The organism is Pseudomonas sp. RC4D1 (genome assembly GCF_018390395.1).
In the GTDB taxonomy this organism is placed as follows: domain Bacteria; phylum Pseudomonadota; class Gammaproteobacteria; order Pseudomonadales; family Pseudomonadaceae; genus Aquipseudomonas; species Aquipseudomonas danubii.
Genome location: NZ_JAHBAW010000001.1, coordinates 1,813,158 through 1,834,832, shown reverse-complemented (window position 1 = coordinate 1,834,832; position 21,675 = coordinate 1,813,158). Strand labels below are relative to the sequence as shown.

19 protein-coding genes and 1 tRNA gene are annotated in these 21,675 nt (G+C 63.6%); 6 read left to right on the top strand and 14 right to left on the bottom strand.

What is annotated here, in order from left to right; genetic code table 11:
- Window positions 1-8 precede the first annotated feature (8 nt).
- From KHO49_RS08420 to KHO49_RS08380, 9 genes are all read right to left on the bottom strand, one after another.
- Window positions 9-1,661 (bottom strand): ShlB/FhaC/HecB family hemolysin secretion/activation protein, encoded by a 1,653-nt coding sequence (locus KHO49_RS08420; RefSeq protein ID WP_213665262.1) that lies wholly within the window; start codon window positions 1,659-1,661, stop codon window positions 9-11.
- An 85-nt stretch (window positions 1,662-1,746) separates the two neighbouring features.
- Window positions 1,747-2,496 carry a fimbria/pilus periplasmic chaperone gene (locus tag KHO49_RS08415; protein ID WP_249735491.1) on the bottom strand — a complete coding sequence of 250 codons (750 nt, stop codon included), beginning with the start codon at window positions 2,494-2,496 and terminating at the stop codon, window positions 1,747-1,749.
- Window positions 2,493-5,117 (bottom strand): fimbria/pilus outer membrane usher protein, encoded by a 2,625-nt coding sequence (locus KHO49_RS08410; protein ID WP_337994635.1) that lies wholly within the window; start codon window positions 5,115-5,117, stop codon window positions 2,493-2,495. Before KHO49_RS08410 ends, KHO49_RS08415 begins: the two co-directional genes overlap by 4 nt.
- Before the next feature lie 144 nt (window positions 5,118-5,261).
- On the bottom strand, window positions 5,262-6,017 hold the full coding sequence (locus KHO49_RS08405) for a fimbrial biogenesis chaperone (RefSeq protein WP_102878731.1): 756 nt from the start codon (window positions 6,015-6,017) through the stop codon (window positions 5,262-5,264).
- 28 nt (window positions 6,018-6,045) lie between these two features.
- Complete coding sequence (locus tag KHO49_RS08400) at window positions 6,046-6,627, bottom strand: fimbrial protein (RefSeq protein ID WP_170001334.1); 582 nt, start codon at window positions 6,625-6,627, stop codon at window positions 6,046-6,048.
- A 544-nt stretch (window positions 6,628-7,171) separates the two neighbouring features.
- On the bottom strand, window positions 7,172-8,521 hold the full coding sequence (locus KHO49_RS08395; RefSeq protein ID WP_249735487.1) for an MFS transporter: 1,350 nt from the start codon (window positions 8,519-8,521) through the stop codon (window positions 7,172-7,174).
- 79 nt (window positions 8,522-8,600) lie between these two features.
- Complete coding sequence (gene kce / locus KHO49_RS08390; RefSeq protein ID WP_123393414.1) at window positions 8,601-9,533, bottom strand: 3,5-dioxohexanoate:acetyl-CoA acetone transferase; 933 nt, start codon at window positions 9,531-9,533, stop codon at window positions 8,601-8,603.
- Window positions 9,534-9,632: 99 nt separating this feature from the next.
- On the bottom strand, window positions 9,633-10,421 hold the full coding sequence (locus KHO49_RS08385; protein ID WP_213664885.1) for an SDR family oxidoreductase: 789 nt from the start codon (window positions 10,419-10,421) through the stop codon (window positions 9,633-9,635).
- Window positions 10,418-11,134, bottom strand: coding sequence for a GntR family transcriptional regulator (locus tag KHO49_RS08380; RefSeq protein WP_213665259.1), 717 nt, complete (start codon window positions 11,132-11,134; stop codon window positions 10,418-10,420). The genes KHO49_RS08385 and KHO49_RS08380 overlap by 4 nt, the downstream gene beginning before the upstream one ends.
- A 323-nt stretch (window positions 11,135-11,457) precedes the next feature.
- Here KHO49_RS08380 and KHO49_RS08375 point away from each other — a divergent pair, with 323 nt between their 5' ends.
- The 6 genes from KHO49_RS08375 to KHO49_RS08355 all read left to right on the top strand — a co-directional run bounded on the left by KHO49_RS08375 (window position 11,458) and on the right by KHO49_RS08355 (window position 18,381).
- Window positions 11,458-13,578 (top strand): 3-hydroxyacyl-CoA dehydrogenase NAD-binding domain-containing protein, encoded by a 2,121-nt coding sequence (locus KHO49_RS08375; protein ID WP_213664884.1) that lies wholly within the window; start codon window positions 11,458-11,460, stop codon window positions 13,576-13,578.
- A 16-nt stretch (window positions 13,579-13,594) separates the two neighbouring features.
- Window positions 13,595-14,779 carry an acetyl-CoA C-acyltransferase gene (locus KHO49_RS08370; RefSeq protein ID WP_213664883.1) on the top strand — a complete coding sequence of 395 codons (1,185 nt, stop codon included), beginning with the start codon at window positions 13,595-13,597 and terminating at the stop codon, window positions 14,777-14,779.
- A 10-nt stretch (window positions 14,780-14,789) separates the two neighbouring features.
- Window positions 14,790-15,977, top strand: coding sequence for an acyl-CoA dehydrogenase family protein (locus KHO49_RS08365; protein WP_213664882.1), 1,188 nt, complete (start codon window positions 14,790-14,792; stop codon window positions 15,975-15,977).
- 10 nt (window positions 15,978-15,987) lie between these two features.
- A complete protein-coding gene (locus KHO49_RS08360; RefSeq protein WP_213664881.1) occupies window positions 15,988-17,130 on the top strand; it encodes an acyl-CoA dehydrogenase family protein in 1,143 nt (380 codons plus the stop codon).
- A 78-nt stretch (window positions 17,131-17,208) separates the two neighbouring features.
- Window positions 17,209-17,331: a hypothetical protein gene (locus KHO49_RS31260; protein WP_283776949.1), complete on the top strand. Its 123-nt coding sequence runs from the start codon at window positions 17,209-17,211 to the stop codon at window positions 17,329-17,331.
- Between the two features lie 261 nt (window positions 17,332-17,592).
- On the top strand, window positions 17,593-18,381 hold the full coding sequence (locus tag KHO49_RS08355) for an IclR family transcriptional regulator (protein WP_102861610.1): 789 nt from the start codon (window positions 17,593-17,595) through the stop codon (window positions 18,379-18,381).
- 117 nt (window positions 18,382-18,498) lie between these two features.
- Here the strand turns inward: KHO49_RS08355 and KHO49_RS08350 are convergent, their stop codons facing one another.
- The 5 genes from KHO49_RS08350 to bamC form a co-directional block, all read right to left on the bottom strand.
- Window positions 18,499-18,681, bottom strand: a complete 183-nt coding sequence (locus KHO49_RS08350; RefSeq protein ID WP_213664880.1) for a hypothetical protein — start codon at window positions 18,679-18,681, stop codon at window positions 18,499-18,501.
- A 186-nt stretch (window positions 18,682-18,867) separates the two neighbouring features.
- Window positions 18,868-18,957 (bottom strand) — tRNA-Ser (locus KHO49_RS08345).
- An 83-nt stretch (window positions 18,958-19,040) separates the two neighbouring features.
- On the bottom strand, window positions 19,041-19,754 hold the full coding sequence (purC, locus tag KHO49_RS08340; protein WP_011059799.1) for a phosphoribosylaminoimidazolesuccinocarboxamide synthase: 714 nt from the start codon (window positions 19,752-19,754) through the stop codon (window positions 19,041-19,043).
- A gap of 28 nt (window positions 19,755-19,782) precedes the next feature.
- Window positions 19,783-20,541, bottom strand: a complete 759-nt coding sequence (locus KHO49_RS08335; protein ID WP_102878722.1) for an MBL fold metallo-hydrolase — start codon at window positions 20,539-20,541, stop codon at window positions 19,783-19,785.
- Window positions 20,542-20,545: 4 nt separating this feature from the next.
- On the bottom strand, window positions 20,546-21,661 hold the full coding sequence (bamC, locus tag KHO49_RS08330) for an NlpB/DapX family lipoprotein (RefSeq protein ID WP_102861607.1): 1,116 nt from the start codon (window positions 21,659-21,661) through the stop codon (window positions 20,546-20,548).
- Window positions 21,662-21,675 lie beyond the last annotated feature (14 nt).

Sequence of the window (21,675 nt, the reverse complement as noted above, 5' to 3'; positions counted from 1 at the left end):
GCAGGCCTTCAGAAAAACTGTGTCGCGCTGACCCAGATCCGTGGGGTGCGCTCGGGACCGTCCCCGGCCTTCTGGTTATCCAGGGGCCAGGCACTGGTCAGGTTAAGTTGCCGCTGATCGCCGCTCCAGCGTGCCCCCAGCCCCGCCGCTTGCAGGCGCTGGGTATTGATTTCGCTCGTCCAGGGCAGGCGGTTGACCTGCACATAGCCCTTGTCGGCAAACAGGCTGAGCTGCCAGCCGGGTGCCAGGGCGTAGCTCAGCTCCAGGCCGGCCTGCCAGCCCTGGTCGCCAATACCGGCGCTCAGGGGATAGGCGCGCACGCCGTAGGGGCCGCCCAGCCCCATCTTTTCCGAGCTGTCGAGGTTGGCCGAGGTCCACTGGGCATTGACTTGGGCATAGAGCTGGAAGCGGTTGCCCAGGCGCTGCAGCCGCGCGACCTGCAGGTTGGTCTTGGCGAAGCCGCCGCCGGTAGCGGCGCTATAGCGATCCAGGCGCTGCTCAAAGGCATCATCGAAGGTCAGGCGGCCCGAGCCGTAGGACAGGCTGAACTGGTTGTAGCCACCGCCGAGAAACCGGTCCTGACGGTTGCCGCCCAGGCTCAGGGTCCACAACTCGATGTGCTTGCGCTTGCTCAGCTCAAACAGGTCGATGTCGTCGCGCAGTTGCTTGTTCTCGTACTGCAGTTGCGCACTCAGGTCGAAGGTCCGCCCGCGCAGGATCGGCTGAGCGAGGAACAGGCTCTGGACACTGGCCTGGCCATTGATCTGCAGCTTCTTCAAACGCTTTCTGTTGAGCTCGTAGCTCATGTGCGAATAGGCCGCGCCGACCCGGGTCGACCAGGGCCCGAGGGGCAGCTGATAGGCGCTGCGCCAGTAGCGCTGGTCGCGGTCACTGCCCAACAGGCGCACATTGAGCTGGTCCCCCAGGCCCAGGGGGTTGTTGAGGTTGAAGCTGCCCCCCAGGCGGAACTCGCCGGTGTGGTAGCCGCCGAAGTTGTCCGCCTCCAGGCTGCCACTGGCCCAGGGACCGGGCTGTGCCTCCACCAGCAGATCGCTGGTGCCGGGGGCCTGTCCCGCACGCAACGTGCCCTTGACCCGGACCCCGGGCAGATCGTTAAGCAGCAGCAGGCTGCGCTCAAGGTCCGCGCTGTTGACCGCCGCGCCATCGTCCAGTGCGGCCAGCGGCCCACGGAGCACGCCATCCCGGGCACGGGACTGGTTGCTCAGCTCGACCCGGCCATAGCGACCTTCCATGACCTCGATGCGCACCACGCCGCCATCGATTTCCTGAGCCGGCAAGAAGGCCCGGGCCAGCAGGTAGCCCTGTTGCTGGTAATGGGCGGTGATGCGCTGCGCCGCGTCACGCAAACCGTCAAGGTCGAGTTCCCGCCCGCGCAGATCGTCCAGCAGCGGCTGCAGGTCCTGATCGCTGAACACTTGATTGCCCTCGATGACGAAAGCCTTGACCTGCAAGCGCACCCCAGAAGCATCCGCAGCCGATGTCGACCGCTCGGCCTTGGGCACATCCAGTTGCACGTCATCGGTGGGCGGCGGCAGCGCCGGCTGGGTGGCTTCGATATCCCGAATGGCCTGTCCGGCGCTGGGCACCTGAACCCGCATCTGGGCCTGCGCCAGCACAGGCAACAACAGCGCCAGCAACATCACCGGCCGCCGCGCCAACGACACTCGCGCCCGCTCCGGACCTCGCCCCTTGCCCACACCAACCGACAGTCCGGCTGGCGCACCACTACAGCTGTACTTGCACACTTCCACTCAGCGTCTCCCCGCTGTCTAAAACCACTTGGTATCGAATTTCTGCCGCGCCGCCGCTCAACACCGGCGCGGCGGACAAAGGCAGGCGCGCCGAGCCGAACGGCTCGACGGTGATGCCCTGCACAGTCATGGGTTGGTGCGGCTCGCCCACATCCACCCGAGCCAGGGCCACGTAGTACGGCGTTGGATTGCTCACGCTGAGCACCGCTGTTCCATCCGCCTGCGCCGCCTTCTGCAGGCTCCAGCGCAGCTGGTGCGCCGCCTCGTCGGCGCGACCCGGCAGGCCCTTGGGGCGATACAGCAGCTTCATGCGCAGGCGGTAGCTCAGGCTCAGCTGGTTGCTGCTCAAAGGCCGCAGGGACGGCACTTCCAGAAAGTTGAGCCAGAACACCGACTCGCGATCGGCAGGCAGCGGCTCACCGCTGTAACGCAGCGACAGGACGGAGCTCTGCTGCGGATCAAGCCGCGACAGCGGGGGCGAAAGCACGAATGGCACCGCCAGCCGGCTCGGATCGACCGAGGCATCGCCCTTGTCCAGCCAGGTCTGCAGCAGCAGCGGCGCCGTCCCGAGATTGCCGACCCGGATGCTCAAGGCCGCCAGCCCCTGGGGATAGATAAAGCGCGTGCCGACAATCGACAGATCGGCGCGCACGCCCTGACTGAACAGCAGCACCGCCGCCAACAGGCACACGCAACGCACCACACCAGCAAGACGGCTACTCAAGATGCAGGCTCCGTGGTGATGGCGCTCTGCTGCGCCCAGCGGTGACACGGCAAGTCGAGCAGAAGCGAATCGTTGCCCGGCTGCGCCGCGGGCGCCGGCAATACATAGTCGATCAGGCACTGCTCGCCAGGTCCTTCGCCCCACTGCACACGGATGCGGCCCCGGTCCTTCTCGCTGCGCAGCACCAGGCGACTGCCCTGCCCCACCGCCCCCAGCTCCTCGCCGCTGTCGGCGTCCAGGGCACTGGCGGCAAAGGGCAGCGGCGCGCCATCGGCCTGCCGGCTGTCGATCAGAAACGCCCGGGCCTTGCGGGTCGGGTAGGACAGCCTGACCACGGCCCCCGCCCGGGGCGCGACATTGCGCGAACTGACCTGCAGTTCGACATCCTCATCCATGCCGCTGGGGTCCAGGTCCACGGTATTGAGCTGATAGGGCGCCAGGCTCGGCAGCACCGCATAACCTTGTCCGTCCACCTGCGTACCGGCGTAACCGACACTGGCGCCCCTGGCATGGGGGGCATGCACCAGGGCAGCGGTTTCACTCAGGGTCTGGGACAGGGTCAGGCCCCCGGAATGCAGGAGCATGCCGCCGGAGGCACCCAGCGACTGGGCCCGATAGTCACGGCCCTGGGACAGACTCGAACTCAGGGTCACCTGCGGCAGGTAGTAGCTCAGGTTGGCGTTGGTCGAGGTTTCCCGCGGCTGGGCATCATGGGACACCGAGACGCCATAGGACGCCGTGTCGTGCTCGCCCAGTGAACCGGAAATGCCGCTGGAGTAACGGGCACCGGAATTCTGGTCGTGACTGGCAAAGGCATTGGCCAGGGTGGAACGCCCGGCGACGCCCCCCAGGGGCAGCGACAGACTGAGGCTCCACAAGGTGTTCTCACTGCGGGTGCGACGCCCCGAGAACTGGCTCGAACCCTGGGTACGCTGGACGCTTAGGGCATAGCTGAGGCCGCGCCACTGGTGGTTGTAGCCCATGGCGTAGTTGCGGGCCTGACCGCGGCTGTTCCAGTAGTTGAGGGAGGAGCCGTTGAGGTAAAAGTTACCGCCGATGCCATCCACCCGCTGGTTGATCGTCACATCCAGCCGATCGCGGACCCGGGCGAAGTCTTCGAAGCGCGCGCCTCGGTTGACGAAGTCCTCAAGGTCGATGGCGTCCCGCAGGCTCAGGTAGCCCCGGGTGGAATAGCGATAAGCCAGCAACGAGAACTGGGTGCCGCTGTCATGCAGGTTCTTGCTGTAGGAAAGACGCAGGCTGGTGCCCTGCAGATTGCCATTGCGCGGCACCTGGGTGCGGGACTGGGTCAGGTCGAGACCGAAACCACCGAGCTCGGTGTTCAGCGCCGCGCCGATCAGGCCGGCCATGTAGCTGCCGGTGAGCGAGGCGCCGGCATAACCGGTGACCCGGTTGTCCAGCCCGCGTTGCAGGGTGCCCTGGGCCACATACTGGTGCAGGCCACGCCCTCCGGCCCTGATCACCTGACCGCCGGTCAGGCTGTAGCGGGTGACGCCGGGACGCAGGTGGCGGGCCATGGTGGCAAAGGGCACGGTAAAACGCTGGGTACGGCCATCGGCCTCGGTGACCGTCACCTCCAGGTCACCACCAAAGCTGGCGGCCTGCAGGTCGGCAATCTCGAAGGGGCCTGGGGCAACGGTGGTTTCATACACCAGGTAACCACGCTGCTGCACCGTGACCTTGGCGTTGGTATTGGCCGTGCCGCGCACCACCGGGGCGAAATAGCGCTGGGTGGTGGGCAGCATGCGTTCATCGCTGAACAACTTGACCCCGCGAAACGACACCGAATCGAACAGCTCGGAATCGGTCACGCTCTCCCCCACCAGTAATTGCGAACGCCAGTCGGTCAGGTCGGTCTGGCCGTAGATGTAGCCCCGCTGATAATCGCTGCCGCTGTCGGGCGACCAGGACAAGGTGCCACTGTGACGCAGGCGCAGGTTTCCCAGGTTCAGGCCCATGCTCAATCCGGCATAACCGTTGGTACTGCGCTGGCCACGGCTCTGGGAGCTGAACAGGTTGGTGCTGTAGTTCAGCCGGGCAGCGTTGATGCCCGAGTCCCAACTGGCCGGATCGACATAGCTGGAGGCGACTTCAGGCAGCACGAACAGCTGTGGAACCGAGAGCTCAAGCTGCTGTTCGGCCATGTTGACCCTGGTGGTGACGTGGGGGATGTAACTGGCAAGGTCCCCGCAGAACAGGCCATCGCCTTGCAGCGGATGGCTGGCAGGCGCCAGCGCAGCGTCGGCTTTGTGCAGGTCGATGCCCAGTTGCGTGAGCAACTCGCGGTCGTAGCAGGGCTGGCTGCCCTGGGGGTCAGCGCTTTCGCGCAATTCGATCTCGATCAGCCCGCGCCAGGCGCCACTGACCCGCACATCCAGCAGGTACTTGCCCGGCACCACGTAACCCGCGCGCTCGAAGCGCTGCGTGTCGATGAGGGTTCCCGGCCCCTTGAACAACATCTGGGTATCGAAGAACACCGGGCTGTTCTGCGGCGTGTCGCCGGACACCTCCGACAGCACGGCTTGATCAGCGGTCGTCGGCTGGCCAGCCACAGGAGCCGCCAGCCCCAGCAGCCCGGCCAGCACCGACAGTGCTCGCAAGAGCCGGGCCGGACCATCGCCAGGACAGACTCGCGCAAGCACAGGAAAACCCAGCCAAAAGGGCCGCACACTGAACATAATCGATACCAATGCACTCAGCGTTTAATAACCAGGGCCAAGAGCGGAGTTGAATTAACAGGGCAACTAGAGAAGGTTCTTTTCAAGCGGCACCCTGCCACCGAAGTCATTGACTACTTCAAAGCGCACAGCCGCATTGCGTGGCGCTCTTTCAGCACTTGCCGGCCAGGCGAAGGACTCCCGACCAAAAGGCGCGACCATCCCGGCCCCCAGGTCGACGGTGCGTCCTTGCACTTGCACCTCGACCTTGCTGAAAGACAGGTAGTAAGGCGTTGGATTGGATACCTGGATGACCGGACCTGCGGCCTGGTCTTTGGCCACTCCCGCGGGCTCAAACTTCCAACTGAGTTTTCCCACCGCCGAGTTGACATCGACCTTCAAGTCCGCAGGGCGAAAGAACAACTTGATCCGATGACGGAAGGTAAAGGCCAATCGGTTTTCATCCTGTTTCTGTTGTGGCGGAACTTCCAGAATGTTCAGCCAGTACAGTGACTCACGATCAGCGGGCAACGGTTCTTTCGAATAACCAATACGCAGTACCGCCGCGGCATTGGGCTCCAGGCGACTGAGTGCCGGTGTAAGTTGAAAGGGCACTTTCATTTCTTCCGGCGCCTTACTGGCATCACCATCATCAATCCAGGCCTGAACCAATATCGGCATACCGCCTGGATTATTCATTCTCAGTGTCACATCACGCGCACTCGCCGGATAAACCACACGAGTGCCATGAATGACTATTTCCGCATTGACTACCGAAGAGAACAAACTCAGGAAGAGGGCGCCGATAACGAACGTTTTAAATACATGCGCTTTCGGCGCCATGAGCAACTCCTTATGTAACTGACAGATGTCAGTTGTACGTCACATCGAAGTTGATATTGGAGTCGGCGCGACCTTCGACGATCGTGTCGCTGACCGCCACATAAGAGGCCTTGAACTTCAGCACGGCCTTGTTACCGATAACTTCGGCAACCTGCTGATTGTTGTTTTCCGACAGGTCGATTTTCCCCGGCGTGGCGCCGTTGTTGTGAATCTGGATCTGCACGCCCGAGGCCGAACCGGAACCGCTGTCGATCAGACGCAGGTTGCCGGTGGCGTTATCGATGAAGCCATCCTTGTGGAAGCTGACGGCGGCTTTGGAGCCGTCGGTGCAGCCGCCGCCACTGAGGTTGATGTTGAATTCCTTGAACTCGGAAGCCGTGCCGACGCCACCGGTGAAAACCGAAGGCAGGACGTTGCCGAACTTGACCGTGCCGGTGTTCGCTCCGGATTCGTTGGCATCGACCTGAACCTTGCAACTGACACTGGAGATCAGGCCTTCGAACTTCACGTTGCCGGAGTTGAGACCGGTTTCTGCGTAGCTCAATGCCGGAGTCAGTGCCGCAAGCAGCAACCCGGAGGTCGCCATGGATGCAAAAGATTTAAGTTTCATCTGATTCCCTATTATTAAAAACCGTCTAAGAGCACAGTATTCAAAACAACTTCGCCCTCCCGAGACGTACAGCCTTGCTGAACTTCGAGCCAACGAGACATGAGTTGAACACCACAACAACCTCGACCAACCGCTCTCGCCCACAATAAAATGCATATTGACAACAGGCATCTGCATTCCATCCAGAGCGGACATTACGATACCGACTGCCCTCTTCTTTTAGAATAACGACCAATCCTCACGTAACGAGGAGCACTCTCTAAATGAACAAGATTTTTCTCGGAAACTTGTACTACTTAAAAACCACTAAACACACTAAAAACAGCCAATAAATAAGACACTTCTTATATAGAGCCCCATAGACTGCAAACACGCGATATACGACAGAGATTCAGCGCTGTAACCAACTGATCAAGTGACGGTCGGCCGGTTCCGGACCCAAGTGCTGGGCAAGCCCCGAACATCCGCCCAACGAAAAACGCCCGGTGCATTGCACCGGGCGTTTGGCCAGAGCTCTCGACAACGCAGCCTGTGCTGCAAGCGCTCACAACGCGTTTGAGCGCCCCGAAACTGGGTGCGCAACTGCGGCCATGGGGCGCACCGGACGCGGGTCTTCCTGGCCCTGACGCAAGCGCAAGGCCGCCAGTGCCGCCACCAGTAGCACCAGGGCAATGGCCTTGAGGCCGTTCATGGCATCGCCGGTGCTCATCTCGATCGCCCCCATCACCGAGGGGCCGACAAAACCGCCCAACAGTCCGCAGGAGTTCACAAAGCCCAGGCCTCCCGCCAGGGCCGCACCTTTGAGCCGTGACGCCGGGTACAGGAAGATGATCGACTGCACCACAAAGAACATCAGCGCCGCCACGCAGAACCCCAGCAGGCTGAACACCGGCCCGGAAAAGGCCGCAATCAGCAGCCCGGCCGCCATCGTCAGCAAGCCGCAGACCAGCAAGCGCCGGGCCCGCTGCGCGCTGGTGGCCAGCCGTGGCAGGCTGATCGCCCCCAGCGCCGCGACGATCCACGGCAAGGAGGTCAGCAGGCCGACGCTCATCAGGCTCAGGCTGCCGTACTTGCCGATGATGCTGGGGAGGAAAAAGATCACGGTGTAGATGGTGATCTGGTGGCAGAAGTAGACAAAGATCGCCAGCAGGATCTGCGGCGTAAAGCACTGCCGGAACGAATGCCCGCCCTGCCCTGCCCCCTCATCGGCTTCGTCGGCCAGGCGCTGCTCGATGCCCCGGGCCTCCTCGGCGCTCAACCAGGGCGCGCGGCTTGGACGGTCCGGCAGGCGCCGCCAGACCACCCAGGCGAAGAACACCGCCGGCAGCCCTTCGAGCAGGAACATCCACTGCCAGCCATGCCAGCCCAGCAAGCCGTCCATCTTCATCAGCGCGGCGCCCAGCGGACCGCCGATGATATTGGCCAGGCACACCCCCAGCAGGAAATAGCCGGTAGCCCGGGCCCGTTGCCGGCGGTCGAACCAGTAGGTCAGGTACAGCATGACCCCGGGAAACAGGCCGGCTTCGGCGATCCCCAGCAGCAGGCGCAGTACATAGAAGGAGGTCTCGCCCTGGACGAAGGCCATGGCGGCGGAGATCAGCCCCCACGTGACCATGATCCGGGCAATCCAGAAGCGCGCGCCGACCTTGTGCATGATCAGGTTGCTGGGCACCTCGGACAGCGCATAGGTGAGGAAGAACAACCCGGCACCCAGGCCATAGGCGGCGGCGGAAATCCCCAGGTCCACATCCAGTTGATGCTTGGCCAGGGCGATGTTGGTGCGGTCGAGAAAGCTCAGGACATAGGCCGCGATCAACAGCGGCATGAGTTTGAGAAACATCAGGCGGGTCAGCTGTTGCGGGTCCCGGGGCGCTGCAGTGGTTGCAGTGTTCATGGGGCATATCCCTTTGTAGTTGTTATGCGGGATCGTCAGCGGGCCTGGAGCCAGGGCCGCTGACACGGACCGTCAAGGGTCAGAACGCGACGTGCTCACGCCCCTTGAGCCCGAGCAGGGCCCGGGCTTCATCCGGGGTCGCCACACGACCGCCCAGGGCTTCGATGACCGTGCGAATGCGCCGCACCTGATCGGCGTTGCTGGCCGCCAGTTTGCCGGGGCCATCCCACAGCGAGTCCTCCAGGCCGACCCGGGCATGGCTGCCCATGGCCAGGCCCATGGTGGCCAGGGGAATCTGGTTGCGCCCGGCGCCGAGGATCGACCAGTGATAGGCATCGCCAAACAGCCGGTCGGCGGTGCGACGCATGTGCGCCAGGTCCTCGGGATGACCACCGATGCCGCCCCGCAGGCCGAACACCGACTGGATGAACAGCGGCGCCTTGAGCAGGCCGCGCTCAAGGAAATGCGCCGCGGTATACAGGTGGCCGATGTCGTAGCACTCGATCTCGAAGCGGGTGCGATTCTCGGCACAGGCGCTGAGGATATGGGCGATATCGCGGAAGGTATTGCGGAAGATCCGGTCGTCGCTCTCCTCCAGGTACGGCCGCTCCCAGTCGTGCTTGAACTCGGTGAAGCGGTTGAGCATTTCGTACAGGCCGAAGTTCATCGAGCCCATGTTCAACGAGGCCAGCTCTGGCTTGAATTCCAGCACCGGCTGCAGGCGCTCCTCGACGCCCATCGTGGGGGCACCACCGGTGGTGAGGTTGATCACCACGTCGCAGGCCCCCTTGATCTGCGGCAGGAAGCGCCGGAACAGCTCGGGGTCCTGGCTCGGCCGCCCGTCCTCCGGGTCTCGGGCATGCAGGTGCACGATGGCCGCACCGGCTTGGGCCGCAGCGATGGCCTCGGCGGCGATTTCTGCGGCGGTGATCGGCAGGTGCGGCGACATGGACGGGGTATGAATCGCCCCGGTGACAGCACAAGTGATGATGACAGGCGTTTTTTCAGACATGACGGTACTCCGACTTTTATTCTTGATGAAAAAAATCCCTGGGTGTCGCTGATGGAATTCACCGCTGACGACCTTCAGCGGTGCGGATCGCGGGCGCGGCTAGAGGTACTCGACGTTGCCGTCGACGCTGATCGCCTGGCCGGTGATGTTGCGAGCCGCTGGCGAGCAGAGAAACAGCGCCATGGCGGCCACGTCCTCGGCGCTGACCATGCGCTTGAGGGAGATCTTGTTCAGGTACTCCTGGCGCATTTCGGCCACCGGCACTCCGGTCTGTTCGGCCCGGGCCTGAATCACCGCGTCCATGCGCGGCCCCTGGACTATCCCCGGCAACAGCGCATTGACCCGGATATCGCTGGCCCCAAGCTCGGCCGCCAGAGACTTCATCAACCCGACAATGGCCCACTTGGTGGCCGCATACGGCGTACGCCAGGCATATCCCAGGCGCCCGGCCACCGAGGCGATGTGCAGCAGATGGGCGTTGTCCGAAGCCTTGAGCAACGGCACTGCGTGGTGGGCAAAACGGTACTGCGCGGTCAGGTTGATATCGATGGTGCGCTGCCAGTCGGCGTCGCTGACGGCATCGATGCCGGCCGTGGGCCCGGCAATACCAGCGTTGTTGACCAGCACATCAAGCCCGCCGAAGCGCTCCACCTGAAGCTCGAACAGCGCGTGGATCTGTGCCGGATCAGCGACATCGGTGCGGGTCGCCAGCGCCTCGGGGTAGCGATCCCGGAACGCCGCCAGGGCCGCCTCACTGACATCGCAGACGTGCACCTGGGCGCCGGCTTCGAGATAGGCCCTGGCCAGCACTTCACCGATGCCCGCCGCGCCGCCGGAAATCATCACCCGCAAGCCCGGGTAAGGCTGTAAACGCTGCAAGATGCTCATGCCCGACCTCCTTTGAGCGCCGCCGCACCAGGCTTCTTGGCCAACAGCCGGCCCAGGGAATCCGCCGCTTGCATGATGTCGTCGGTGACGGCCGCTCGCACTCCCGGACCATCGCCGGTGGCCAGGGCTTCGACGATGCGATTGTGGGCTTCCATGGAACGTTGCAGGTGGGCCTGGTCCGGTGCCACCAGGGCAAAACACGGCCCCATGTGCAGCCAGAAGTTCTCCACCGCGGCCATGGTCAGCTCGGCTCGGGCCACGGCATAGATACGTCGGTGAAAGGCGAAGTTGGTCCACAGGTAACGGGACACATCCACCTCATCGGCAGCCTTTTGCATCTGCCGGCACAGATCGGTGATCTCCTGCAGATCGCTCTCTTGCAGATGCTGCAGGGCCTTTTCCGCCAGCAGCCCTTCCAGGGCCACCCGTGCATCACGGATCTCCCGCAGACGCTCCAGCGTCATCATTCGCACTCGCAGGCGGGAAGTTTCCGTGACCTCAAAGGCGTTTTCCGCGCTCAAGCGCTGCAGGGCTTCGCGCACCGGCATGGGGCTGGAACCCAGGGCTTCGGCCAGGCCACGAATGGTCAACTTCTGGCCGGGCTGAAAACGCCCACTCATCAAGGCTTCGCGAATCTGCCGGTACACCTGCTCCTGCAAGGTATCGCGAGAAACCTGACGCAGCGTGGGAAGGGGGATTGGGCCTTGGGATATAGGACCTTCAGACATGGCATCTACCTGTGTTGTGGTTCTTGTGCCCGACAATATGTGATCACAAATCAAATATGTCAAACCTCAGGATTTGATCCACAACCCGTCATGAAGGGCAAATTAACCGTTAAAACATTTAATAAATTCCGCACTGCGGAACAATATTCCGTATTGACCACAATATTCATTGATGACAGGATTATTTTCGCCAAGTGATTCAAATAGCGGAATAAAGCTATCCGTGACTGGGATGTTCTGCTGGTCACCCTCAACGCCATGCCGCGCCCACCGACCTCTCGCTGCCCTTCACCCCGGAGACTGCTGCAATGAGTTGCGAAACAGCCCTGCCAATCGTCGAAAGCGCATTACACGGAAACATCCTGGTGCTGACCCTCAACAACCCGCCGGTCAACGCCCTGGGGGTGGAGATCCGCCGCGGACTGCTGGCGGCCATCGACAGCGCCAACGACAACCCGGCGGTCAAAGCCATACTGCTGGTCGGTGCAGAACGACACTTCTGTGGCGGCGCCGACATTCGCGAATTTGGCCAGACGCCCCAGGCTCCGGCGCTGCCGGAGGTGGTCAAGCGGATCGAGGACAGCAGCAAACCGGTGCTGGCGGCGATCCAGGGAGTGGCCCTCGGAGGAGGCCTGGAAGTCGCCCTCGCCGCCCATTACCGCCTGGCCACCGGCAGCGCCCGGCTCGGCCTGCCAGAGGTGTTGCTGGGCTTGCTTCCCGGGGCCGGCGGCACCCAGCGTCTGCCACGCCTGATCGGTGCCAAAGCGGCTCTGGAACTGATGCTCAGCGGGCGCCATCTGAGCGCCAAGGAGGCCCTGGATCTGGGTTTGGTGGACCGTCTGGGGGACAGCGATGACGCCCTGGCCGAAGGCCTGGCCTACATGCGCCAGTTGCTGGCACAGGGCGCCACTGTCCGACGCACCCGGGATGCTCAGGCCCTGAGCGAGCCAGCCGCCCAGCGCCAAGCGATAGATGCCGCCCGCCAGCAGGCCACGCAGAAATTCCGAGGCCTGCTGTCGCCGTTGCACATCATCCAGGCCGTGGAAGCGGCCCTCGATCAATCCTTCGAAGACGGCCTGCGCGAAGAACGCCGACTGTTTCTGGAGTGCCTCGACAGCCCGCAGCGTGCCGGGCTGGTGCATGCTTTTTTTGCTGAACGGGAAGTGCTCAAGGCCCCCGAGACCCGCGCGGCAGCACCCCGGGCCATTGCCCGGGTGGGGGTGGTGGGCGGTGGCACCATGGGCGCCGGCATCGCCGTAACGGTCCTCGACGCGGGGCTGGAAGTGACCATGATCGAACGCGACCAGGACGCCCTGAATCGCGGCCGCGGCAATGTCGAGAAGGTCTACGACACCCTGATCGACAAAGGTCGCCTGACCCAGGCCGACAAAGCCGCGACCCTGGCCCGTTTCCGCGCCAGCACCGACTACCAGGACCTGGCCCAGGCCGATCTGGTGATCGAAGCCGTGTTCGAGGACATGGCGGCCAAGCTCGCGGTGTTCGCCGAACTGGATCGCGTATGCAAGGCCGGCGCCGTACTCGCCAGCAACACCTCCTACCTGGACATCAACGCCATCGCCCAGAGCGTCTCGCGACCTGCCGACGTAATCGGCCTGCACTTCTTCTCCCCAGCCAACATCATGAAGTTGCTGGAGATCGTGGTGCCGGCCAAGGTCGCCGCGGAGGTCGTCGCCACGGCCTTCGAGCTGGCGAAACAGTTGCGCAAGGTGCCGGTACGCGCCGGCGTCTGTGATGGATTTATCGGCAATCGCATCCTCGCGGTCTATCGCCAGGCCGCTGACTACATGATGGAAGACGGCGCCTCGCCCTATCAGATCGACCAGGCCCTGCGCGATTTCGGCTTCCCCATGGGCCCCTTCCAGGTGGCGGACCTGGCCGGTGGCGACATCGGCTGGGCGACCCGCCAGCGCAAGGCCGCCACCCGTGATCCCCGGGCCCGCTATGTACAGATCGCCGACCGCCTCTGCGAGCGCGGCTGGTTCGGGCAGAAAACCGGTCGCGGCTACTACCTCTATGCCCAGGGCCCGCGCAGCGCCAGCCAGGACCCGGAAGTCCTGGCGATCATCGACGCCGAGCGGGCCCGGGTCGGCATCACGCCCCGGGCCTTCAGCAACGCGGAAATCCTGCGGCGCTACATGGCGGCCATGATCAACGAGGGCGCCAACGTGGTGCATGAAGGCATCGCCCTGCGGCCCCTGGACGTGGACATCACCCTTATCCACGGCTACGGCTTTCCGCGCTATCGCGGGGGCCCGCTCAAGTACGCCGACCAGTACGGCCTGCCCCAGGTCCTGGCGGATATCCGCGAGTTTGCCGAAGAAGATCCGCTGTTCTGGACAGCCTCACCCTTGCTGGTGCAGCTGGTAGAGCGCGGCGAGAACTTTGACAGCCTCAATCACAGCCACTGACCAAGGAGCACGTCCCATGCGCGAAGCCGTCATTGTCTCCACTGCCCGCACGCCCCTGACCAAGGCCCATCGAGGTGAATTCAACATCACCCCCGGCCCCACCCTCGCCGCCTTCGCGGTACGCGCCGCGGTCGAGCGGGCCGCCATCGATCCGGGGCTGATCGAAGATGCCATCCTCGGCTGCGGCTACGGCGAAGGCACCACCGGGCGCAACGTCGCGCGCCTGGCAGTGGTCCGCGCCGGCTTGCCCATCAGCATCGCCGGCACCACGGTCAACCGCTTCTGCGCCTCCGGGCTGCAGGCCATTGCCATGGCGGCGGGACGCATCGTGGTGGACGGTGCCCCAGCGATCATCGCCGGCGGCGTGGAGAGCATTTCCCAGATCCGTGGCCGCGGCGCCAGCGACGACCCGGACCTCGACCCCTGGCTCCTGCAGCACAAGCCGGAACTGTTCCTGCCGATGATCGAAACCGCCGACATCGTTGCCGCGCGCTATGGCATCAGTCGCGAGGCCCAGGACCGCTTCTCGGTGGAGAGCCAGCGCAAGACCGAAGCGGCACAACTGGCCGGCCGCTACCGCGAGGAAATCATCCCCTGCAGCACCACCATGGCGCTGACCGATAAACAGAGCGGCGTGGTCAGCCAGCTGCAGGTCACGGTGGAGGCCGACACCTGCAACCGTCGCGGCACCACTTACGAAGCCCTGGCCAAACTGCAGCCGGTGCAAGGCCCTGAGCGTTTCATCAGCGCCGGCAACGCCTCGCAACTGTCCGACGGCGCCTCGGCTTGCGTATTGATGGAGGCCCGGGAAGCGTCCCGCGCCAACCTGACCCCGTTGGGGGTGTTTCGCGGCATGGCGGTGGCTGGCTGCGAGCCCGACGAAATGGGCATCGGCCCGGTGTTCGCGGTGCCCAAGCTGTTGGCCCGACATGGCCTCAAGGTCGAGGACATCGGCCTCTGGGAAATCAACGAAGCCTTCGCCTCCCAGGCGCTCTACTGTCAGCAGCGGCTGGGCATTGCCGACGAATGCCTGAACGTCAACGGCGGTGCCATCGCCCTGGGTCACCCGTTCGGCATGACCGGCGCGCGCCTGGCCGGCCATGTGCTGCTTGAGGGGCGCCGTCGGGGCGTGAAGTACGCCGTGGTCAGCATGTGCATCGCCGGCGGCATGGGCGCCGCCGCGCTGTTCGAAATCTATTGAGGACCTCGCCATGGACCTGAGTTTCACTCCAGAGGAAGAAGCCTTCCGCGACCAGGTGCGACGCTTTCTTGCCGAACACCTGCCCACTGGCCTGAGTGACAAGGTGGCCGCAGGCGAGCGTCTGTCCAAGGCCGACATGGAGCAATGGCATGCGCTGCTCAATGCCCGGGGCTGGCTGGCCAACCACTGGCCCCAAGCCTTTGGCGGACCGGGCTGGAGCCCCGTGGAAAAGTTCATCTTCGAACTGGAGTGCGGACTGGCCAATGCGCCGCGCATCGTGCCCTTTGGCGTCAATATGCTGGGGCCAGTGCTGATCAAGTACGGCACCCCACAGCAGCAGGACTATTGGCTGCCACGGATTCTCGACGGCCGCCACTGGTGGTGCCAGGGCTATTCGGAACCCGGTGCCGGCTCGGACCTGGCCGCGGTGAAAACCAGCGCCGTGCGCGACGGCGATCACTATGTGGTCAACGGCCAGAAGACCTGGACCACCCTCGGCCAGCACGCCAACATGATTTTCTGCCTGGTACGCACCGACCGTGAAGCCAAGCCCCAGGAAGGCATCAGCTTCCTGCTGATCGACATGGCCAGCCCCGGGGTCGAGGTACGGCCGATCATCACCCTGGAGGGCGATCACGAAATCAACGAAGTCTTCTTCACCGACGTGCGGGTGCCGGTAGCCAATCGGGTGGGCGAGGAAAACAAGGGCTGGACCTGCGCCAAGTACCTCTTGACCTACGAGCGCACCAATATCGCCGGGGTGGGTTTGTCCATGGCTGCGCTGCAACGGGTCAAGCAGTTGGCCGCGCAGCGCACCCGCAACGGCCAACCGCTGCTGCAGGACCCGCAGTTCGCCGCCCGCCTGGCCCGGGTCGAGATCGACCTGGCCAATATGCAGACCACCAACCTGCGGGTGATCGCCGCCGTGGCCGGGGGTGGGGCTCCCGGTGCAGAAAGTTCGATGCTGAAGATCTGCGGCACGCAAATCCGTCAGGAACTGACCGCGCTGCTGCGCCGGGCCATGGGCCCCGAAGCCCGGCTCATACTGGATGACGCCACCCCCGAAGCGCTGGACGCGGGCCCCGGATTCGCGGCCAATGCCGCGGCGCAGTACTTCAACAATCGCAAGCTGTCGATCTTCGGCGGCTCCAATGAAATCCAGAAAAACATCATCTCGAAAATGATTCTCGGGCTCTGAGGGCGCGCACATGAACTTCGAACACAGCGCAGAACGGCGCATGCTCGCCGACAGCTTGAATCGCTTCATCACCCAGCAATACAACCTGGAAAAGCGCCAACAGAGCCTGCAGTCCGGGCTGGGTTTCAACCCCGATATCTGGCGCCAGCTGGCGGACCTGGGAGTCATCGGTGCCCTGTTCAGTGAGGCCGACGGCGGCTTCGGTGGCGGCGGCTTCGACCTGGCCCTGGTCTTCGAGGCAATAGGCCGCGGACTGCTGGTGGAACCTCTGCTGGGCAGTGCGGTACTGGCCGGCGGGGCCATCGCCAGCGCCGGCACCGAAGAACAGAAAATGCACCTGGGGCCCATCATCGACGGCAGCCTGATCGCCGCCCTGGCCCATGAAGAACCCGGCAACCACTATGCAACCCACCGGGTCGCCTGCCGCGCCGAGGCGGACCCTGCCGGCTGGCGTCTGGACGGTATCAAGAGCATGGTCCTCAACGGCCGCCAGGCCGGGTTGCTGGTGGTCGCGGCACGCACGGCCGGAGCCCTGGACGATAGCCAGGGCATCTCGCTGTTCCTGGTGCCGGCGGACACCCCGGGCCTGGAGATCCTGGCCTGCCCGACCCTCGATAGCGGCCCCGTCGCGCAAGTGCGCCTGCACCATGCAAAAGTGCCGGCACAGGCCTTGCTGGGGCCCTTGCATCAGGGCCACGCGATCCTCGAACGGGCCATCGGCCGGGGCCTGTTGGCGCTCTGCGCGGAAGCCCTTGGCGCCATGGAAGTGGCCAAGCTGGCGACCCTGGACTACCTGCGTACCCGGCAACAATTTGGCCGTCCTATCGGTAGCTTCCAGGCGCTGCAACATCGCCTGGCGGTGTTGTTGCTGGAGATCGAGCAGGCGCGTTCGGCGGTGATCAACGCCGCTGCCGCCCTGGACGCCGACCGCCTGACCCGCGAACGCAGCCTGTCGGCGGCCAAGGTCAGCATTGGTCGCATCGGCGCCCTGGTGGCCGAGGAATGCATCCAGCTGCATGGCGGTATCGGCATGACCTGGGAGCTGCCACTGGCCCATTACGCCAAGCGGTTGGTGATGATCGACCACCAGTTGGGGGACGAGGATCATCACCTGCAACGCTACATCGCACTCGGCCAAGTACCGACCCCATGAGTCTCTCGGGCAGACAACCACAGGCCCAGGCCAAACACGCCGCCCCCCAAGCGATGGCGACGAGCCCTGACTCTATCGTTGAACACTAACGACATGGCGAGCACGCCACCGAGGACCGAGGTCCGCGCCGTGGCCTGCACCCAGGGTGGTGGCACGAGGTTCTATATCGCCAGTGACGACCTGCTGGATGCAGAGGATTGACTGCTGGTCAGCGCCAAGGGCGTATTCAAGCGTGGCCGCCTGCGTCACGACAGCCGCTGAGGCGTTACGGCGCAGACGGCAGATCGACCGGACCGTGATCGCCTGACGAGACAGGTGCCTGCCTGGCGTAACAGCGTTCCGAGAGGGAATCGTCGATTTCAATTCAAGCGGTTCCGGGATAACATTTTTCCCTTGTTTCCAAGAACCCGCTGTGTGGTCAACTGGCATTGCGCCCGGCACCAGCCCCTACCGGAAGACCCCATGCACGACCCGAACGACGCCCCGGAACCAGCGCCCAAAGACCGCAAGTTCGTCGAAGCCCTGGCCCGTGGCCTGGAAGTACTGCGGGCCTTTACCCACGGTCACGCGGTACGCGGCAACCAGGACATCGCCCGCATCACCGGCCTGCCCAAACCCACGGTGTCGCGCCTGACCTACACCCTGACGCAGTTGGGCTACCTCAAGTACAACCAGGACCTGGAGAAGTACCAGCTGGATTCGGCGGTACTGGCCCTGGGTTACGCCTACTCCGCCAGCCTGCGAGTTCGCCAGTTGGGCAAACCCTTCATGGACGAGTTCTCCCGGCGCACCAACACCACGGTCAGCCTGACCTGCCGCGATCGCCTGTCGATGATTCACGTGGACAGCAGCCGCCCGCCGGAGGTCGCCAGTCTGCGCATGGAACCCGGACTGCGCCTGCCCCTGGCCACCAGTGCCGCGGGGCGGGCCTACCTGGCGGCCACGCCGAAAATCGAGCGTGACCATCTGCTGCGGGAAGTGGCGAAAAAAGTCGGAGATGAATGGCCGGCCCTGGAAAAGTCCCTGGAGGACTCCTTCCGTGAATACGAAGCCTTTGGCTTCTGCCTGTCATTGGGAGAATGGGACCGCAACGTCAATGGCGCCGGCGTGCCGCTGCGCCTGGCCGACGGCAGCATCATGGCCCTGACCTGCGGCGCCCCGAGCTTTCAGCTGTCCAGCGAAAAACTCGAAAGCTCCCTGGCCCACCAGTTGGTGATGCTGGCCCGGGATCTGGAAAGCCTCGGCGTCTGAAGCACACGCCAGGGCAGATTTTCGGCTTCTGCAACGAGCCGGGGTACATCGGGTACACCATGAATGACCATGAAGCCCCCGAGACCGGCCCCGTTATCAGCGGGGCCGTCCCATCCGTTACTCGTCACCCCACCTATCGTGGCCAGCAATTACCTGGCTATTGCCGAAGGCTGCAGATTGACGAATGTCACCCAAGCCCAGGCCCGCCAACCGAGCATTCCGGTTGCCGGTGAGTTCGCCGCTGGCGAATGTTGGGTTATCGAAGGCGACCGGCACCGCGGTGCCAACCAATGCCGCCATACGTTCGCGAGCCTGATGCTGTGGAGTTAGGTTCCTGCCGAGTGGGTGGCGCGCCAGCTAGACCATGCCGACTAGAGCGGCCCTGCATGCCGCATCTTTTGCCCTAAAAATGCCCTGACAACTGCCACAGAAACGAAAAAGCCCCCGTAATCTTCAATGATTACGAGGGCTAGTCTTGTTCAATAATGGCGGAGAGATAGGGATTCGAACCCTAGGTACCGGTGAAGGTACAACGGATTTCGAATCCGTCCCATTCGGCCACTCTGGCATCTCTCCAACGGCGCGCATCATAACAGCACCTTTGCCGGATGCGAAGCCCCCGAGCAAATTTTTTCCGTGCTATCAGATGCTTGCGTCGATTACAGCGGCACGCCCAGGCGCTGGGCGACTTCTTCGTAGGCTTCGATGACATCACCGAGGCCCTGGCGGAAGCGGTCCTTGTCCATCTTCTTCTTGGTGTCCTTGTCCCACAGACGGCAGCCGTCCGGGCTGAACTCGTCGCCCAGGACGATGGAGCCGTCGCTGAACACGCCGAACTCCAGCTTGAAGTCCACCAGCAGCAGGCCAGCGTCATCAAACAGCTTGCTCAGGACTTCGTTGACCTTGAGCGACAGCTCTTTCATGCGCGCCAGTTGCTCGGCGGTACCCCAGCCGAACGCCACAACGTGAGATTCGTTGATGAACGGGTCGCCCTTGGCGTCGTCCTTCAGGAACAGCTCGAACGTGTAAGGGTTGAGCTTCATGCCCTCTTCCACACCCAGGCGCTTGACCAGGCTGCCGGCTGCGTAGTTACGCACCACGCACTCCACCGGGATCATGTCGAGCTTCTTCACCAGGCACTCGTTGTCGCCCAGCAGCTTGTCGAACTGGGTCGGCACGCCGGCGGCTTCGAGTTTCTGCATGATGAAGGCGTTGAACTTGTTGTTCACCATACCCTTGCGGTCCAACTGCTCGATGCGCTTGCCGTCGAACGCCGAGGTGTCGTTGCGAAACAGCAGGATCAAGCGGTCAGCGTCATCGGTCTTGTAAACCGACTTGGCTTTGCCGCGGTAGAGTTCTTCACGTTTTTCCATGATGGGCTCCGCTTGCTACGTAGGTGGGCTAGGCGATGTGGCGCCAGTCGAGCCCTGAATCTTGATCGGCCAATTGCAGCCAGTCCGGATCGCACCCGAGGGTGTCGACAAAACATTGCCGGGCCAGCTGCGGCAGGTTGTTCTTGCTGCTCAGATGAGCAAGGACCAGATGCTGCAGGTCCTGCCATCCCAATTCGGCCACCAGGCTTGCGGCCTGATGGTTGTTCAAATGCCCTTGGTCACCGCCGACCCGCTGCTTGAGAAAGTACGGGTAATAACCGCGCGCCAACAGGTCCCGGCAATGGTTGGCCTCGATCATCAAGGCATCCAGGCCACGGTAGCCTTCCAGTACGCCGGTACAGTAGGAACCCAGGTCGGTCAGCAGGCCAAAACGCCGCTGACCGTCGCTGAAGACAAACTGTGTAGGTTCCTGGGCGTCGTGGGCGACGGCAATCACGTCAATGCACAAGGCACCAATCTGCAGTTGCTCGCCACCGCGGACAAAACCTGCAGCCTCCACCGGCTTGCGCATCCCGCGCAAAGTGCCCTGGCTGAGGTAGACCGGTAAATTGTAGCGCCGAGACAGCAAACCCACGCCATGCACGTGGTCGGCATGTTCGTGGGTCACCAGGATGGCGCTCAACTGCGAGGGATGAACTCCCAGGCGCAGCAGGCGCCGCTCGGTTTCCCGCAAGGAGAAACCACAATCCACCAGGATGTAAGTGTCAGCACTGGCGATCAGCGTGCCATTCCCTTGGCTACCACTGCCGAGAACGGCGAAACGCATCTGATCAGCCCAGGTTGTCCTGAATCGCGCCCAACACCTTGCGCGCCACATCGGCCGGCGCCACGGTGTTGATGTTCTTCTCGACGGTCACTTGGACGTTGTCACCCACCTTGCTCAGGCGCACCTGGTAGCGCTCGGCGCGGGCTTCGATCTCTTCCTTGGCCGGCTTGCTGCCGAACAACTTGCCGAAGAAGCCCGGCTCGTCGTTCTTCTTCTCGGCTTTTTCCGCCAGGTTGATGTAGTACAGGCCCAGGCTGCGGTTGATGTCCTCAACCCGCCATTCGCCCTGCTCCAGGGCGCGGCCCACGCTGGACCAGGCACGATCGAGGTCGGCGCCCAGGTTCAGCACCGGGTTGCCGCTGCCGTCTTCGCTGAGGCTGACCCGGCTCGGGGTATCGAAATCGCGAGCAGCCAGCAGGGACACCGAACCGCCCTTCTCGGAGGTACGGCTCATGCTGGCCAGCATGTCATCCACCAGCGCGGCGTCCAGGCCGGTGTTGACCGAACGGTTGGTGAACTCCACATCGGCTGTGCTGCCGGCGGGACGCTCGGCACTGACCACGTAGACTTCACTGGTATTGCGCTGCACACCCGGTTCGATGCGCACCCGCACACGAGTTTCACTGTCGGCGGCGACGCCGGCGCTGCTCAGGCGCTTGGCCACGGCAGCGGAAAGCTCGTCGGAACGCTGCCAGCGGGTGCTGAACTCGCCGGTTTGCGGGCGTTGCTGATCCAGGCGGAAACCGTTGTCCTGGAAGAACTGCACTGCCACTGGCCAGACTTCGGCCGGCGGATGCTGGGCCATGACCCAACGGGAGTCGCCGCTTTTCTGCAGGGTGTAGTCGCTGGCATCGGCAATGGCCGACAGCGGCTGCGGACGAGGTACCTGGTACTCGCCCTTGACGTTGTCGTCGGCCACGTTGCGCGGGATTGGCAGCAACGGATCCAGACGCTTGGCGGTCTGGACATCCGGCGGCAGTTGCATTGGTGCTGTTTGTTGCGCTTGCAGGTAATCGCTACCCCGGTCACGGAAGTAGCCTTCCGGGCCCCAGATCCAACCGCAGCCACTGGTGCTGGAGATAATCAAGGCAAGTGCGGAAAGTCCGGCCATTCGCTTCATGCGTTGTACTTCCT

Excerpts from the sequence above, each read along its gene's own strand:
- KHO49_RS08400 (WP_170001334.1), bottom strand. The coding sequence starts at position 6,627 with ATGAAACTTAAATCTTTTGCATCCATGGCGACCTCCGGGTTGCTGCTT.
- purC (WP_011059799.1), bottom strand. The coding sequence starts at position 19,754 with ATGGAAAAACGTGAAGAACTCTACCGCGGCAAAGCCAAGTCGGTTTAC.
- KHO49_RS08385 (WP_213664885.1), bottom strand. The coding sequence starts at position 10,421 with ATGAGCATCTTGCAGCGTTTACAGCCTTACCCGGGCTTGCGGGTGATG.
- KHO49_RS08335 (WP_102878722.1), bottom strand. The coding sequence starts at position 20,541 with ATGCGTTTCGCCGTTCTCGGCAGTGGTAGCCAAGGGAATGGCACGCTG.
- KHO49_RS08395 (WP_249735487.1), bottom strand. The coding sequence starts at position 8,521 with ATGAACACTGCAACCACTGCAGCGCCCCGGGACCCGCAACAGCTGACC.
- KHO49_RS08355 (WP_102861610.1), top strand. The coding sequence starts at position 17,593 with ATGCACGACCCGAACGACGCCCCGGAACCAGCGCCCAAAGACCGCAAG.
- KHO49_RS08420 (WP_213665262.1), bottom strand. The coding sequence starts at position 1,661 with ATGTTGCTGGCGCTGTTGTTGCCTGTGCTGGCGCAGGCCCAGATGCGG.
- KHO49_RS08405 (WP_102878731.1), bottom strand. The coding sequence starts at position 6,017 with ATGGCGCCGAAAGCGCATGTATTTAAAACGTTCGTTATCGGCGCCCTC.
- KHO49_RS08375 (WP_213664884.1), top strand. The coding sequence starts at position 11,458 with ATGAGTTGCGAAACAGCCCTGCCAATCGTCGAAAGCGCATTACACGGA.
- kce (WP_123393414.1), bottom strand. The coding sequence starts at position 9,533 with ATGTCTGAAAAAACGCCTGTCATCATCACTTGTGCTGTCACCGGGGCG.
- KHO49_RS08350 (WP_213664880.1), bottom strand. The coding sequence starts at position 18,681 with ATGGCGGCATTGGTTGGCACCGCGGTGCCGGTCGCCTTCGATAACCCA.
- KHO49_RS08365 (WP_213664882.1), top strand. The coding sequence starts at position 14,790 with ATGGACCTGAGTTTCACTCCAGAGGAAGAAGCCTTCCGCGACCAGGTG.
- KHO49_RS08360 (WP_213664881.1), top strand. The coding sequence starts at position 15,988 with ATGAACTTCGAACACAGCGCAGAACGGCGCATGCTCGCCGACAGCTTG.
- KHO49_RS08370 (WP_213664883.1), top strand. The coding sequence starts at position 13,595 with ATGCGCGAAGCCGTCATTGTCTCCACTGCCCGCACGCCCCTGACCAAG.
- bamC (WP_102861607.1), bottom strand. The coding sequence starts at position 21,661 with ATGAAGCGAATGGCCGGACTTTCCGCACTTGCCTTGATTATCTCCAGC.